This window comes from Murdochiella vaginalis, from assembly GCF_902381775.1.
GTDB lineage: Bacteria > Bacillota > Clostridia > Tissierellales > Peptoniphilaceae > Murdochiella > Murdochiella vaginalis.
On record NZ_LR698969.1, the window covers coordinates 63,922 to 79,260 of the forward strand.

At 51.2% G+C, this 15,339-nt stretch carries 12 protein-coding genes; 1 reads left to right on the forward strand and 11 read right to left on the reverse strand.

Going from position 1 to position 15,339, the window contains the following annotated elements:
* Window positions 1-22 precede the first annotated feature (22 nt).
* From cls to FXY30_RS00275, 3 genes are all read right to left on the reverse strand, one after another.
* The gene (gene cls / locus FXY30_RS00265) at window positions 23-1,480 is read right to left on the reverse strand and encodes a cardiolipin synthase (RefSeq protein ID WP_071704842.1); all 1,458 of its coding nucleotides are present in this window, start codon (window positions 1,478-1,480) and stop codon (window positions 23-25) included.
* Window positions 1,481-1,561: 81 nt separating this feature from the next.
* Window positions 1,562-3,421 (reverse strand): translational GTPase TypA, encoded by a 1,860-nt coding sequence (typA, locus tag FXY30_RS00270; RefSeq protein WP_071704843.1) that lies wholly within the window; start codon window positions 3,419-3,421, stop codon window positions 1,562-1,564.
* Between the two features lie 139 nt (window positions 3,422-3,560).
* Complete coding sequence (locus tag FXY30_RS00275; protein WP_071704844.1) at window positions 3,561-3,974, reverse strand: ATP-binding protein; 414 nt, start codon at window positions 3,972-3,974, stop codon at window positions 3,561-3,563.
* A 326-nt stretch (window positions 3,975-4,300) separates the two neighbouring features.
* On the opposite strand from FXY30_RS00275, the gene rd reads away from it, so the two are divergent.
* The gene (rd, locus tag FXY30_RS00280; protein ID WP_071704845.1) at window positions 4,301-4,465 is read left to right on the forward strand and encodes a rubredoxin; all 165 of its coding nucleotides are present in this window, start codon (window positions 4,301-4,303) and stop codon (window positions 4,463-4,465) included.
* A gap of 240 nt (window positions 4,466-4,705) precedes the next feature.
* On the opposite strand, the gene FXY30_RS00285 is transcribed toward rd, so the two are convergent.
* The 8 genes from FXY30_RS00285 to tig form a co-directional block, all read right to left on the reverse strand.
* Complete coding sequence (locus FXY30_RS00285) at window positions 4,706-5,515, reverse strand: hypothetical protein (RefSeq protein WP_071704846.1); 810 nt, start codon at window positions 5,513-5,515, stop codon at window positions 4,706-4,708.
* Window positions 5,516-6,881: 1,366 nt separating this feature from the next.
* A complete protein-coding gene (locus FXY30_RS00290; protein WP_157885012.1) occupies window positions 6,882-7,604 on the reverse strand; it encodes a TVP38/TMEM64 family protein in 723 nt (240 codons plus the stop codon).
* Between the two features lie 34 nt (window positions 7,605-7,638).
* Window positions 7,639-8,802 (reverse strand): glycosyltransferase, encoded by a 1,164-nt coding sequence (locus tag FXY30_RS00295; RefSeq protein ID WP_071704847.1) that lies wholly within the window; start codon window positions 8,800-8,802, stop codon window positions 7,639-7,641.
* A gap of 75 nt (window positions 8,803-8,877) precedes the next feature.
* Window positions 8,878-9,489 (reverse strand): ribosome biogenesis GTP-binding protein YihA/YsxC, encoded by a 612-nt coding sequence (yihA, locus tag FXY30_RS00300; protein ID WP_071704848.1) that lies wholly within the window; start codon window positions 9,487-9,489, stop codon window positions 8,878-8,880.
* A gap of 2 nt (window positions 9,490-9,491) precedes the next feature.
* A complete protein-coding gene (gene lon, locus FXY30_RS00305; protein ID WP_071704849.1) occupies window positions 9,492-11,909 on the reverse strand; it encodes an endopeptidase La in 2,418 nt (805 codons plus the stop codon).
* A gap of 65 nt (window positions 11,910-11,974) precedes the next feature.
* Complete coding sequence (gene clpX, locus FXY30_RS00310) at window positions 11,975-13,249, reverse strand: ATP-dependent Clp protease ATP-binding subunit ClpX (protein WP_071704850.1); 1,275 nt, start codon at window positions 13,247-13,249, stop codon at window positions 11,975-11,977.
* An 18-nt stretch (window positions 13,250-13,267) separates the two neighbouring features.
* Window positions 13,268-13,852, reverse strand: a complete 585-nt coding sequence (gene clpP / locus FXY30_RS00315) for an ATP-dependent Clp endopeptidase proteolytic subunit ClpP (protein ID WP_071704851.1) — start codon at window positions 13,850-13,852, stop codon at window positions 13,268-13,270.
* A 36-nt stretch (window positions 13,853-13,888) separates the two neighbouring features.
* On the reverse strand, window positions 13,889-15,313 hold the full coding sequence (gene tig, locus FXY30_RS00320) for a trigger factor (protein WP_071704852.1): 1,425 nt from the start codon (window positions 15,311-15,313) through the stop codon (window positions 13,889-13,891).
* Window positions 15,314-15,339: the final 26 nt, after the last annotated feature.

Here is a 15,339-nt window from a genome sequence, read left to right on the forward strand (position 1 = left end):
TTCCTCCCTCTCGGACACCCGTTTACAGTAAAGGCGCAAACAGCCGACAAATCGGCTCTTTGATTTTCAACATAATCCCACGGGAATCATACTCTTCCCGTGTTAACAGCGTGCTGACTTGCATATCTTCATGAAAGGCTCGCTTGAGCGCGGCGTTGGTTTTAGGAGAATACACCAACTCGGATGCTTCAAAGTTCAAAGAGAACGAGCGTTCGTCCACATTACAGGAACCCACCATCGAAACATAGTCGTCTATAATCATCACCTTGCTGTGCAGGAATCCTTTCTCATACCGATATACATTCGCGCCCGCTCGGATGAGATCCCCCGCAAAGGACATTGTAGCAGGGAAAACCACCGGATGATCCGGACGATTCGGAATCATCAGATTTACTTCTACCCCCTGCTGTAAGGCCAGAACCAACGCTTCATAGATGGACTGGTCCGGAATGAAATACGGAGTCTGAATATAAATGACATCATCCGCCGAAGCAATCATTTTGAGCATGGCTAATTTGATATTCGCCAATGGGGTATCCGGGCCGCTGAAAACCAACTGACAAAAGGCATCGCCTTTTTCACTCGGATGGGCGATCACCTCATGTTGCAAGGACTCAGGCTCGCCCATGACAAAGCTCCAATCCTGCAAAAAACGCATCTTCAAATCCGCGACGGCGGAACCCACGATGCGCAAATGCGTATCCCGCCAATACCCGAAACGGCTGTAACGGCCGATATATTCATCGCCCACATTAAAACCGCCGATATAGGCAATCCGCTCATCAATAGTGACGATTTTTCGGTGGTTTCGATAATTCAAGTGCAAATTGATATAGCGCAAAAACGAAGGATAAAAGATGCCGATGCGTATGCCGGCTTCCTGCATCATGCGACGCATTTCTTTCGACAGGTCTCGGCCGCCGATGCCGTCGGTTAACACCCGAACATTCACCCCGCGCTGGGCGGCTCGCATCAAGGCTTCTATGACGGTCGCACCGAGATTGTCCGATTTCAAAATATAATACTGAAAATTGATTTCTTCTTTGGCTTCATCAATATCGCGAAGAAGGCGCAGGAACTTCGTCCGTCCGTCAAAGAAGGCTTCCACTTCATTGTCGCCGGATAAATTGGTCAAACCCATGCGCACATTGAGGCGAATCAGCTCCAAATAATCCTGATAGCGTCCCTCTTCTTCAATCGGAATATGGGTCGTCACCTCATCCCACTTGATCAAGGCATGTTGTAATACGTCCACGTCCAACGATTCTTTTTGATGAAACAGTTTGCGGCGTCGCGTATCCCTTCCCATCAGCAAGTATGGAATAAATCCGATGAGGGGAAAAATCGCAATCATCATCACCCAGAGCATCGTGGAACGCGCCGGGCGACGACGATTGGCATATACGATGATCAACGCTAACACGATGTTGATCCACCATGAATTTTGCATAATCAAATTGAAGAGTATGCCGATATCCATTGCTTTCCCATTCTACTTCTGAGCGCCCTGCATTTCTGTTCTTGCGGCGTTCGTGGATCGTTCTTTGTCGAACCGAATCCTTTACTTCTTATATTTCGCAGCTTTATAGCGTGCCTGTCCGCTCAGTACCGCCTTACGCATGCGATAGGCAGCCGGTGTCACTTCGATGCGCTCATCGGTCTCAATAAATTCCATCATCTGTTCCAGGCTGAGACGATTCGGTGTGACGAGCTTTAACGCGTCATCCGACGCCGCCGAGCGAATGTTGGTAAGCGCCTTCTTTTTGCAAACATTCACTTCCAAATCTTCTCCTTTCGGATTCGAACCGATGATTTCCCCTTCATAGACCTCTTCCCCCGGGCCGATAAAGAGCGCCCCGCGCTGCTGCGCTGCGAAAAGGCCGTAGGTGGTTGTGGTGCCCGTCTCGTATACAACAAGCGAGCCGACCGCACGCGTCGGAATTTCTCCCTTATATGGCTCGTACCCGGCGAATTCGTTATTGAGCACGCCCGTACCGCGGGTATCCGTCATCAACTGTTGGCGATATCCGATGAGTCCGCGCGCCGGAATCCGGAATACCAAGCGGGTAAAGCCGGACGGCGACGTCTTCATCTCCTGCAATTCTCCTTTGCGCTGCCCCAAGGCCTGAATCACCGCACCGGAATAGTCTTGATCCACATCCACCGTTGCCTCTTCCATCGGCTCGAGGCGATGTCCTGCCTCATCCTGACGATAGAGAACCTCCGGCTTGGAGACCATAAACTCATAGCCCTCGCGACGCATCTTTTCAATGAGCACGGACAAATGCAATTCGCCGCGGCCACTGACGAAAAAGGTGTCGGTGGAGTCACCCGGATGCATCCGTAGGCTGACATCCGTGTGCAATTCTTTTTCCAGGCGCGCACGCAAATGGCGTGATGTCACAAATTGTCCGCTGCGCCCGGCGAAGGGCGAGTCATTTACGGAAAAGGTCATCTGCAGCGTCGGCTCGGAAATCTTCACAAAAGGTAAGGGTGTCACGTCTTCCGGAGCGCAGAGCGTATCGCCCACTTCAATGCCTTCCACGCCGGATACGGCAACAATCGAGCCTACGCCCGATTCCGTCACGGGGACACGCTTGAGCCCGTCAAATTCAAAAATAGTGGTCACGCGGATTTTCATCTGCTTCTCGGGAGCATTGTAATTAGCGATCACCGCCTCATCGTTGACATGAACAACCCCCTGCTCCACCTTGCCAATGCCGATTCGTCCGACATAGTCGTTGTAATCGGCGGTGGAAATGAGCAGTTTAAACGGAGCCTTTTCGTCGCCGCTTGGGGCCGGAATCGTGTTGACGATGCAATCCAACAGTGGACGCATGTCTTCACCGACGGCTTCCTCGTTTTTATCCTGTGCTTTCTGCCACGTCGGTTCGTCTACCGCCCAGCCATTTTTGGCGGACGCAAAGACCACGGGGCTATCCAGATAAGACAGCGGCGCATCAATCGACAGGAAAAGGTCATAGATTTCTTCGCGCACTTCCGCAATACGAGCGTCCGGCCGATCCGCCTTGTTGATGCAGAGAATCGCCGGAAGCGAGAGTTCAATGGCCTTACGCAGCACGAACTTCGTCTGCGGCATCGGTCCCTCAAAGGCGTCCACCACTAAGATGACGCCATCGCACATCTTGAGTACTCGTTCCACCTCTCCGCCGAAATCGGCATGCCCCGGTGTGTCGATAATGTTGATCTTTGTGCCGTTATAATGAACGGCGGTGTTCTTGGAGAGAATGGTGATGCCGCGTTCGCGTTCCAGGTCGCCGGAATCCATCACGCGCTCCATCACGTCTTGATTTTTTCGTATCGTTCCGCTGGTGCGCAACAGCGCATCCACCAGCGTCGTTTTACCATGGTCAACGTGCGCCACAATGGCGACGTTTCGTATTTTTTGCCTATCTTGCATTCCACACTCCTTTAATCACAATCGCCATTATTTTAACACATGGACTCGGATACCATAAAAAAATCAGGGGCATGCCCTGATTGCGTGTCCTATTCGTGATTTCCTTTTAATGCTTCTTAAGACTTCTTAAGACTTAGCTTCACCATTTCGGCGAAAAGCGCCTTGTACGGCGCAATACGCAATGCACTTCGTTCTGCTTCACGTCCATTTCATCCACCAGCTTCGCAACGATGCGTAGCCCGCGCCCGCCGCAATCCAGATGATTCTGTGCGTTGTTTTCCAAATTCAGCTCAAAGCCGCTGCCTTCATCACGCACGCGGATGTGAATCAGCGTGTCGGTGACAGTAAGACGTAAATGTACGCGCTTTCCATGATCGTTGCGGTTACCGTGCTCGCAGCCGTTAATCATAAGTTCGCTGAGGATCAGGCGCAGATCCATCAGTTGTTCACTGTCCAACGCACACTGTTCTTGCATTTTCGCAATTTGTTCATGAACGGCCGCGCATACCGAAGCGATTTCGCTCGGTACGGCACAAGAATAATCATACGTCACGAAACCCTCCTTTCGCGCTCGTTCGTTCGGAAAGGGATCGTAAGCCTGGCGCCCCTCAGTTGCGTCTTGCCCGTCTCTCTTTCCTTTCATCCGCCCTTTACATACCCCAACAAGGGCAATCGTAACGATTCCGCCGAAGGCAGTGTTCCCATGCCACGTTTGAAACTGCGCATTTTCTATTCTCCATCCTGTCCGTGACTTTCTTGATTGCAAGGACCCGCTTATGTGGGAAAGTGGTTTAAAAAAAAGGAAACATGGTATACATAGGGTAGCGCTTCGTGCAAGTGCGACGAATTGAACGAAATAAATATGATGGAGGAAACAACATGAAAAAATACGAATGCACCGCTTGTGGGCACATTTACGATCCGGCAATCGGCGATCCCGAAAACGGAATCAAGCCGGGCACAGCCTTTGAAGATTTGCCGGAAGATTGGGTATGCCCCGTCTGTGGTGTTGGCAAAGATGAATTTGAACCGGTTAATGAATAAGCACCGTAGCCGATGAAGAAGCGCTTTTCTCCGGAAAGAGGGACCCCGGGACGGGGCTCTCTGAAAAGGGGATGTGCTCTCTAAAAAGTGGACTCTGCAAAAAACGAGAAGTGCTCTCTGAAAACGAGGACTCTACGAAAAGGGAGATCGCATGAATCGGCACTTCCGTCAAAAAGAAAGGGCGACATCCGAACGCATCGTTCGGATGTCGCCCTTTCTTTGTTTGCTCTCCTCTTGCTTTTATCTAGCGCAAAGTCGTAGTTCAAAACGGTCAATGAGCGCTTGTACACGTCGCATATCCAAAACAAGCGGATCCCCTTCATACGTGGTGATGAGCTGTTTTCCAAGAAAAATACCATGTTCCTCGTACAAGCGTATTTTCTTCACGGCGTTAACAGCATACGTGGAAAGGTCCATCCGTCCAAAATGTTCCCAATAGATTTCTTGCTTTCGCCGTGGATGAAAAAAAGTGAAATCCGGGTAGTATACCGTGGTATCCGAAAGTTGTAGTGGACACTCGTATTTGTAAAAGATACCTTGCGAAAGAAAAAAATCTGCTAAAATTTTCTCCGATTTTGAACGAACTCGTTCCTGAAGATTTGTAACGATTTCCGTCGGATCTCCCTCCCGAAACGGTAATCCTTCATAGCTTTGTTGTTTCCAGGCATCAAATTTCTGCTCTCCCGTTTTTTGCACAGGCACAACGAGCTCCTTTCGCAAGGGATGCAAGTCAAGATACACTTGATCCACCGCTTGGTCGATTTCTACGACGGATAAAGGTAACTGTTCTGCCAAGCTCGCTAGTCGCCGCGCGACCTTTTTGTTGTAGCTGATTTGTGCAAGGGTTTTTGCGCAATCCAGCTGTGATTTTTGAATATAACTACGTTGAATCCTACCGTTTTGGTTGGTGCGCCAAAAGTACTCCGGTGTCTTTCCGTTAGTTTTAATTTCCAGCCGTCCTTCCACATACTCCGGCTGAAGCACACGTAAACAAGCGCTGAGCTGTTTTAACTTTGTCCTCGCTTCCACGATATCCTTTTTCCCTGTCATGCTTGACCTCCAATTCCTCTAGGAACCTCGGATTCTCCGGTTTCAGTTTATTCTCTCACGTGTCGTGTCTCGCTCGCATTTCCATTTGATCTCATCTCGTCCCACAGCTTTTTCAGTTCTAGCCCCAGGCTTTTTCGGCACTCTTCAGCGCATGTGCTGTAGAAGCTGTATTTTCAGAGAAAGCCTCGCGGCGATGAATCTATCTATGAAGGTTCCGTCCTATGAAGATGCCGCCATCTGGAACTCGCAATGCCAACGAACGCCATACCCCTGACGTAGGCGTAATACGGGAACGTCGTCAGGGGCGAGACCCCTGATGAAGACGTAATATTGAACGTTAACAGGGGCCGATCACCCCTGATAAATGACTGAAATGGAAAGTCGTCAGGGGCGACGACCCTGACAAAGGCGTAATGCGGAAAGTCGTCAGGGGCGACGATCCTGACAAAGGCGTAATTTCCGAACGTTAACAGGGTCCGATCGACCCTGACGAATAGCCGAAATAGAAGGTCGTCAGGGGCGGTGGCCCTGACGAATGACCGAAATAGAACATCGTCAGGGGCGGCGACCCTGATAAAGACGTCATTCCAAACATTAACAGGGCTCGATCGACCCCGATGAATGTCCGAATTAGAAGGTCGTCAGGGGTGGTGGCCCTGACGAATGGCCAAAATAGAACATCGTCAGGAGCGGCGGCCCTGACAAAGATGTAATACGGAGCGTTGTCAGGGTCTCATCGGCCCTGATAAAGGTCCAAAATAGAAAGTCGTCAGGGGCGGTGGCCCTGACAAAGGCGCAATACGGAAAGTTAACAGGGGCGACGACCCTGATAGAAACGTAATATTAAGGATCGTCAGGGGTGGCGGCCCTGACATAAGCATAATATCGAACGTTGTCAGGGACAGATCAACCCTGACAAATGACGAAAATGGAACATTGTCAGGGGCAGCGGCCCTGATAAAAGCAAAATATCGAATGTTGTCAGGGTTAGATCAGCCCTGATAAACCACGAAAATAGGACATCGTCAGGTCGACGACCCTGATAAAGGCGTAATATGGAAAGTTATCAGGGGCGGCGACCCTGATAAAGACGTCATTCCAAACATTAACAGGGCTCGATCGACCCTGATGAATGACTAAAATATAACATCGTCAGAGGCAGCGACCCTGACAAAGGTGTAATTTCAAACGTTGACAGGACCCGGTCGACCCTGATGAATGACCAAAATAGAACATCGTCAGGGACAGCGTCCCTGACGATGGCATAATACGGAAATTTATCAGGGCCCGACGCCCCTGACAAAAGCTTGAAACCAGGGCCTAAGCCCCCCCCGCCACCAAACAGAGCAGGCTGCGGCAGACCCGCTTACGACATAAAATTGCTTTTCAGCCAGCGAAGCATCTCCCCGCCCTGCTGGAAAACATAGTCCAAGAAGAATGTATGCACGAGAAGGGCCGGAATTTTGGTCCAAGCCAAATGCAATACAAACGTCTTCACCGGCATTTTCGTCAGCCCCATCATCATACAGATGACGTCATCCGGCATGCCGGGAAGCACCATGGTCCAAATAAAGAACTTCTTGATCTTTTCGTCATTGGCCTCTAGCCATTTGCTGTACTTATCAAACGTCTCGGGTTTCACCGCCGCATGAACAAACGTCGGCCCAAAAAAGCGCGCAAGCAAAAAGATGATAATCTCACCGGCGCAAATACCAAAATAGTTCAACAGGAATCCCGGCAGCGGTCCAAAAAAGTAAATGCCGAAAAGCGAGGTCACGTTTCCCGGAATGATGGGGATGATGCATTGGATTATCTGCAATAAAAAGAAAAAGAAGAAGCCCCACACGCCCGCGCCGGAGATGAATTCCTGCATTCGTTCCGTGCTGGTAAAAATGCCTAAATGCCAACCATACATGCCGAGGGCCAAGCAAAGGGCAATGCCTGAAACCGTCGCGATGGTCATCAAGCGACGCAATCTTGCCGCTTTTTTGGGATCCATCGGATGTGCCTTTCGCCAGGAAGAAAGGGCATGCGCTTTTTCGTCTTTTTCCTGTTGTTCTTCGTCATGGGTTGTAATCAGACTCGACATGGGTCCTCCTTCGAAGGATTTTCGGTTCTCAGGGTTATACTTTCTTTTTTTCCGCTCTACGCAGCTGCTCCTGATATAAGGCAAATACGCGTTCGCCGAAATGCGCTTTGCTGAATTGATCGCGGCTCTCCCAGGCGCCCTGTTTCCATTGCGCATATAAGGCGTCATCCGAAAAGAGCTGTAATAGAATTCGCACGCACTCTTCCGGCGTATCATACTGATAGCCGTTGACTCCGCTTTGGACCACGTGGGCAATGGCTTCATCTCGACGTGCAATGACCGGCCGTCCGTTCGCCAGCGCTTCGATATAGGTGAGCCCCTGCGTTTCGGATACGGATGCGGAAACGAAGATGTCCAACAGCTGATAATAGGAGCCCACGGATTCTTTTGGCACCATGCCGGTAAGAAAAACGCTATCTTTCAGTGCAAGCGCTTCAATTTGTTTTTTTAGCTGTTTCATGCCCGCGCCGTCGCCGACGAGGAGTAATCCCACGTCATCGCGCTGTTTGCGCACGCGCTGGTGAATAGCGAGCACTTCGTCCAAATTTTTTTCCTGTGCAATGCGCCCCACGTTTCCATAAAGGCGCCATGACGCCGGCACCCCCATCTTTTGACGCAACGCAGCCATTTCTTCCGCCGTCCCCGCTTGTGAAAATGCGTCCAGATCAATTCCCGTCGGGATCACGCGCACTGTGGAGCAGATGTTTTCATCCAAAAGATAACGACGCGTCTTCTCGGTCGGCGCAATGACGACATCGGCAGAGCGCAGGCGCAGGGCCATGACGCGCGCCAAAAGGCCATCCCATTTTCCCGGAAGAACGTATTTCGTATAGTACTCGTATTGTGTGTGGTAAGTATGGATAATGGGGCAATGACAATGCTTTGCAATGCGCTGTACAAAGGAATACGTGAAAAATTCACATTGCGAATGGATGATATCCGGCTTCCAGCGAATCAGCTCATCGACCAAAGCACTGTGCGTATTCAGTGAAGCCCGCAGATCCGGATAGATCGCGCCCAACGGAACCGAGCCGACATAATATACATCTCCATCCCGATACGTTTCCAGGGAAGAAGAGAGCGTCAGCAATTTCACCTCGCAGCCTTGTCGTTCCAGCTCCTGCTTGAGCATGAGCACGGAGACAATCACTCCGTTGACAGAATCCGGATTCAAGTCACTGGTAAGCAATACCTTCATGGCGTTCCCTTTCTCCTCTGCGTAGCAAAAACTCATCCGCTCTCGTCCGACGACAGCGCATCTCTGGTTTCTTTTTTATGACAGCAGACGGCAAAACAGTTCCCGAATCGCTTCGATGCCGAACGATTTCGTCGCGACACTGCCCGCATACGGATAAATATTTTGCGACGGCAGATGCAGTGTCTTCGCCATCGCCTTGCGCTGCGCCAGCACTTTCGTAGTGGGAAGCTTATCCGCCTTGGTCGCAATAACCAGTCCGCGATAACCCTGTGCATGAATCCACTCCAGCATCTGAACGTCCTGCGCAGTCGGCGCATGGCGCAGATCGCAGAGCAGGATCACTTCAAGCAGCCCTTGACGCTGCTCCAGATAGGTATTGATGCTTTTTGCCCACTCCTCCTGCGCCTGCTGCGCCGCTTTGGCATATCCGTAGCCGGGAAGATCCACCAAGCGAAAATGATGACGCGCTTCCGCCCACTCCGCCTCTACGCCATAAAAATTAACGGTTCGGGTTTTTCCCGGCGTGGAGGACGTATACGCCAGTTTTTTTCGTTGGCAAAAGGTATTGATGAACGTGGATTTTCCAACATTGGAGCGCCCGGCAAAGGCGATTTCAGGAAGTTCCTCTTTCGGATACTGGGAAGGCTCCACAGCCATGGCTTCTAAGGTGGACGTAATGAGCTTCATTCCTACCTCCTATCCGCAAGGTGAAAGCCGAGATTGCCGGTCTTTTGCTCCGCGCGAAACACGATGGGCTTCTTGCGTTCCACCGGTTCCAGCAAGGCCGCCTGAATCACCTCGTCCACGTGGCTAACCTCCACGAAGCGAATGCCTTCCTTCACTTCGTCTTCCATTTCCATTAAATCGCGATGATTTTCCTTGGGGACGAAGATGGTCGTGATGTGGTATCGTCTCGCCGCCAGCACCTTTTCTTTTACGCCGCCGATGGCGAGAACCTGCCCCGTCAGGGTCATCTCTCCCGTCATGGCGATGTCGTTTCGAACCGGTCGTTTTGTCAGGGCGGAAACCAGCGCTGTAAGAATCGTTACGCCCGCGGAAGGTCCGTCTTTCGGCACCGCCCCTTCCGGCATATGAATGTGCATATCAAAGTAATTATAAAAGCCCGGATCGATGCCGTAGCGCTTCGCATTGGCACGTACGAAGGACAACGACAGCTGCGCCGATTCGCGCATAACATCCCCCATGGAGCCGGTCGTCAACACACCGCCGTGCCCGGTCATAAGATTGGCTTCCACCTTAAGGATCTCGCCGCCCACCTCTGTCCATGCCAAGCCGTTCACCACGCCGATTTGCGGCGTCTTTGCCAGCGGCTCATCCGTATATTTGGGGATGCCCAGAAAATCCGGTAAATTCTTTTTTCCGATGCGCACCGTTTCTTCCCCTAAAACAATGCGTTTCGCCGCACGTCGACAGATTTTTTCAATCTGACGCTCCAATTCGCGCACACCCGCTTCGCGAGTGTAAAAATGCAGTACCTCCGAAAGCATGGCAGGAGGAAGTGAGAGTTGTCGTGCCGTTAATCCGCTTTCTTTGCGCGCCTTCGGTAAAAGATGGCGTTTGGCAATCACCATTTTTTCCTGGTCGGTATAGCCTTCAATGCGAATGACTTCCATACGATCCAGCAGCGGACGCGGAATGGTTTCCGTCGTATTGGCTGTCGTGATAAACATCACCTGTGAGAGGTCAAAGGGAATTTCCAAAAAGCGGTCCTGAAAGGCCATGTTTTGCTCGGGATCCAGCACTTCCAACAGCGCGCTGGCCGGATCGCCACGAAAATCGCTACCAATCTTATCCACTTCATCCAGCAGAAACACCGGATTCATGCTCTGCGCTTTTGTCATGTGATAAATAATCCGCCCCGGCATGGCGCCGACATAGGTTTTGCGATGTCCGCGAATTTCCGCCTCGTCCGATACGCCGCCCAAGCGCATGGAAACGAATTTTCGTCCAATGGCCGCAGCAATGCCGCGCGCAATGGACGTTTTCCCCACGCCCGGCGGGCCGACGAAGCACAGAATGGATCCTTTGGAGTCTTTACGAAGCTGCCGCACCGCAATAAATTCCAAAATGCGCTCTTTTACCTCGCGCAAGCCATAGTGGTCGCGATCCAGAATATGCTGGCTAAAGGACAGGTCATCCACATCTTTCGTATAGCTTCCCCAAGGAAGGGAAGCCAGCGTATCCAAATACGTTCGCGAGACATTGACATCCGGGGACATCGGCGAAAGATACGCCAAGCGATCCAATTCCTTATCCACTGCCGAACGCGCTTCTTCGGAAAGCGGGAGTGCCGCAAAGGTTTCGCGATATTCATCCACCAGCGAGTCGGGATCCCCTTCGGTTTCTCCCAGCTCCGCGCGCAAAATATTGATCTGTTCGCGCAGAACAAATTCCTTTTGTGACTGCTGCAGACGCTCCTGTGCTTTTTCGTTAATTTCCTTGTCCAGACGGGAAAGCTTGGTCAACAGGGAAATGTCGACACGCAGCTTATAGAGTCGTTCCTGCAGATCCAGCTCCTGCAACAGATCCAATTCTTCATCATGGCGAAGATCCAGATGGGTAGCCAGCTCGTCACTGAGCATTCCCGGGTCTTCCGCATCCAACAGCGGAAACAGGAACACTTCCGGCACCTGCATCGATTCCTTTAAGTAATTCACCGCTGCCGTCGCCGTTAAACGCATCACGTTCTTCAGTTTTTCATCCCGATCGACACGATCCGGGGAATAGGTGTATTCCAGCACTTCCCCCTCCACATAGGGGTCGGTGCGAATAATATGCGTGATTTTTGCTCGTGCATTGCCTTCTACGACAACCTTGCTCGGTCCGCCCGGAAGACGAAACGACTGGCGAATGGTGGAAATCGTGCCGAACTCGGCAAAATCTCCCAACGTGGGCTCTTCCACAGTCGGATCCAACATCGAGACAACGACCACTTGGGAATGATTGCGTGTCGCCCATTCCAGAACGCTTTCCGCCTCTTCACTTTCCAAATCAAAGTGAATCACCTGATTCGGGAAAACCACGGAACCACGCACCAGCAAAATGGGCAATACCGTTTTTTTCGCTTCATAATATTGGGGTAACATGGTTCCTCCTAACAAAAACAGCCGGTTTCCCAGCTGTCAGTCGCCGCCGGGTTTCACGGTGCCTGTCATGATTCTTTCGCATGCAGCGCCATTTTCTGCTGTCCCTGCATTTCCGTCTGCTTCAACAGTGCGAGCGGCATATCGTTTGTAACATTCTCTTCGTCCACCACAACCTGGCGTATGCGATCATCTCCCGGAACATGGTACATGGCATCCGTCAGGATCGATTCCATAATGGAACGCAACCCGCGCGCTCCCATCTTGCGAGAATAACTCTTCTCGGCAATGGCGTGGATCGCAGCCGGCGTAATCGTCAGCTCGCAATCATCCATGCGAAACAGTTCCCGATACTGTTTGACAAGCGCATTTTTCGGCTCCGTCAAGATGCGCTCCAGCGTTTCGACCGACAGCTCGTTGAGCGCTACCAGCACCGGTACGCGCCCGATCAGCTCGGGAATCAGTCCGAATTTCATAAGATCCTCGGGAATGACATGGCGCAACGTTTCCGAAACGCTCTCGTTGGAATGGTCTATCACGTCCTGATTAAAACCGATGGGATTCTTTTCGCGGCGATCCTTGATCACCCGCTCGATGCCGGCAAAGGCCCCTCCCACGATGAACAGAATATTCGAGGTGTCCACATGGATAAACTCCTGATTCGGATGCTTGCGGCCTCCCTGCGGCGGGACATTGGCTACCGTTCCCTCAATCAGTTTAAGGAGCGCCTGCTGCACACCTTCCCCAGACACATCTCGCGTGATGGATGGATTCTCGGATTTGCGGGCGATTTTATCAATTTCATCAATGTAAATAATGCCCCGCTCGGCCAATTCCACATCGTAGTCCGCAGCCTGTACCAGTTTCAGGATGATATTTTCCACATCCTCACCGACATAGCCCGCTTCCGTAAGCGTCGTAGCATCCGCAATCGCAAACGGCACTTGAAGCGTTTTTGCCAGCGTCTGGGCAAGCAGTGTTTTTCCCGAGCCTGTCGGTCCGATCAGGCAGATATTGGATTTTTGAATATCCACCGCCGTTTCTTCTTGACGGTAGATGCGCTTATAGTGGTTATAGACCGCCACCGACAGCACTTTTTTCGCCTGTTCCTGCTCAATCACATAATCATCCAGCGCCCGTTTGATCTCTTCGGGCGTGGGCAGTCGACGTTTGATCGCCTTTTCTTTCTTCGCACGTTGGAGCCGCTCTTCAATCATTTCATGACAAAGAGCGACACATTCATTGCAGATCGTAACACCCGGTCCGGCAACCATCTGCTCGACTTCGTCCGCGGATTTTCCGCAAAACGAGCAGCGTACCGGATCTTCGTGAAAATCCGCCATTTTGCCTCCTTACTTTCCTCACTTCATGGAGGTAATGACTTGGTCGACGAGGCCATACTTCATGGCCTCTTCGGCATTCAGCCAACGGTCGCGGTCGGTATCGCGCTCAATCACCTTGAGCGATTGGCCGGTCGCATCCGCCAGAATCTTGTTGAGTCGTTTTTTGGTTTCGATAATTTTCTTCGCTGTAATTTCAATGTCCGATGCCATGCCCTGCGCACCGCCGGAAGGCTGATGAATCATGATATCCGCGTTGGGCAGTGCAAAGCGCTTGCCTTTTGTACCGGACGCGAGCAACACAGCACCCATGCTCGCCGCCATGCCGACGCAAATCGTCGAGACATCGCTTTTAATGTACTTCATGGTATCGTAAATGGCCAAGCCCGCCGTCACTTCACCGCCCGGCGAATTGATGTAGAGTTGAATATCCTTGTTGGGGGCCTTGTGCTCCAAAAACAGGAGCTGACCCACAATCAGATTGGCCATTTGCGTTTCAATCGGTCCGGTCACAAAGATAATGCGTTCTTCCAGCAAGCGCGAATACAGATCATATGCACGCTCCCCGCGACCGGTGGTCTCAATCACTGTAGGGATTAAAGGCATGGTTTCCTCTTTTCCTTTCGGATCCGTTGATCCGTTTTATTTTTCCGATTCTTTTGCTTTTTCTTCTTTTTCAGCAGACTTTTTGGATTTCTCCTTTTTGTCGCCTTTTTTATCATTTTTTTTCTTTGCGTCTTCGTGCGCTGTCTCTTCCGTCTCGGGTTTTTCCTCCGGAACATCCACCCACTTTACCTGCTTTAACAGATAATCCAGGGCCTTTTTCTTACGAATATCATCCGCAACAAGCTCTTCTTGGTGCATTTCTTTCATACGACGCAGGAAATCTTCCGGGTCTTTCGCGCCGTATGTCTCGGCGATCTCCTTCATCTCGTTTTCAATTTCCTCTTCGCTCGCTTCAAACTTCTGTTCCTCGACGAGGCTTGCCAATACGAGATCCGCTTGAACACGCGCACGTGCGGCAGGCACATAGTTTGCGCGAATCATATCGATGCTCTGTCCGCTGTATTGCAGATACTGATCAAAAGAGAGACCCATTTGCTGCATCTGGTTGGCCATGTTGCGCAATTCGACATCCACCTGCTCGTCGATCATGGATTGCGGCGCCTCCACATGAGAAAGCTCCGCAAGCTTTGCCAGTGCATCCGATTGACGACGGTTAAGATCCTGCTCTTCTGCCTTCTCCATCAGATTCTTGTGCACGGACTCGCGATATTCCTTCATGGTGTCAAACTCGGAAACATCCTGCGCGAAATCATCATCCGCTTCAGGAACCTCTTTTTCCCGCACTTCATGCAGCGTTACAGCGAAAACTGCTTCTTTTCCCGCCAGATCTTCCGCATGATACTTCTCAGGGAACGTGACATGAACATCGAAGGATTCGCCGGCTTTATGCCCCACGATCTGATCTTCAAATCCCGGAATAAACGCGCCGGAGCCAAGCTCTAACGTCTGCTTTTCGGCCGTACCGCCTTCAAACGCTTCGCCTGCCACGCTTCCGGCATAGTCCATCAATACTGTATCGCCTGTTTTTGCCTCGCGTTCGACCGGACGAATCACGGCATTCTTTTCCTGTTCTGCGGCAATGACGCGATCCACATCTGCCTCATCGACCGTTACCGGATGCCGTTCGACTTCCATTCCCTTGTAATCGGCAAGTTCGGGATGCGGCATGGTGTCGGTGGACACCTCAATCACCACCGTCTGCTTCTTTTCGAGGGTTTTGATATCCACATCGGGACGTCCAATCGCTTCTAAATCGAGCTCTTTGGTTGCCTTCTCAATTTCTTCCGGCAACAAGCTGTTGAGGGCGTCCTCATAAAACACGCCCTGGCCATAGTTCATCTCGATCACCTTGCGAGGGGCTTTGCCCTTTCGAAAACCATGCACCGGAAAACGGTGTTTGTTTTTCTGATACGTTTTTTCAATTTCTGCATCAAAAGTGTCCCAAGCAATCTCCAGCGTGTAAACCGCCCGATTATTCTCCTGTGATACCAGTTTTGCCATTGGTCATTACTCCTTTACGCTTTTTT

Excerpts from the sequence above, each read along its gene's own strand:
- cls (WP_071704842.1), bottom strand. The coding sequence starts at position 1,480 with ATGGATATCGGCATACTCTTCAATTTGATTATGCAAAATTCATGGTGG.
- typA (WP_071704843.1), bottom strand. The coding sequence starts at position 3,421 with ATGCAAGATAGGCAAAAAATACGAAACGTCGCCATTGTGGCGCACGTT.
- rd (WP_071704845.1), top strand. The coding sequence starts at position 4,301 with ATGAAAAAATACGAATGCACCGCTTGTGGGCACATTTACGATCCGGCA.
- FXY30_RS00285 (WP_071704846.1), bottom strand. The coding sequence starts at position 5,515 with ATGACAGGGAAAAAGGATATCGTGGAAGCGAGGACAAAGTTAAAACAG.
- FXY30_RS00290 (WP_157885012.1), bottom strand. The coding sequence starts at position 7,604 with ATGTCGAGTCTGATTACAACCCATGACGAAGAACAACAGGAAAAAGAC.
- FXY30_RS00295 (WP_071704847.1), bottom strand. The coding sequence starts at position 8,802 with ATGAAGGTATTGCTTACCAGTGACTTGAATCCGGATTCTGTCAACGGA.
- yihA (WP_071704848.1), bottom strand. The coding sequence starts at position 9,489 with ATGAAGCTCATTACGTCCACCTTAGAAGCCATGGCTGTGGAGCCTTCC.
- lon (WP_071704849.1), bottom strand. The coding sequence starts at position 11,909 with ATGTTACCCCAATATTATGAAGCGAAAAAAACGGTATTGCCCATTTTG.
- clpX (WP_071704850.1), bottom strand. The coding sequence starts at position 13,249 with ATGGCGGATTTTCACGAAGATCCGGTACGCTGCTCGTTTTGCGGAAAA.
- clpP (WP_071704851.1), bottom strand. The coding sequence starts at position 13,852 with ATGCCTTTAATCCCTACAGTGATTGAGACCACCGGTCGCGGGGAGCGT.
- tig (WP_071704852.1), bottom strand. The coding sequence starts at position 15,313 with ATGGCAAAACTGGTATCACAGGAGAATAATCGGGCGGTTTACACGCTG.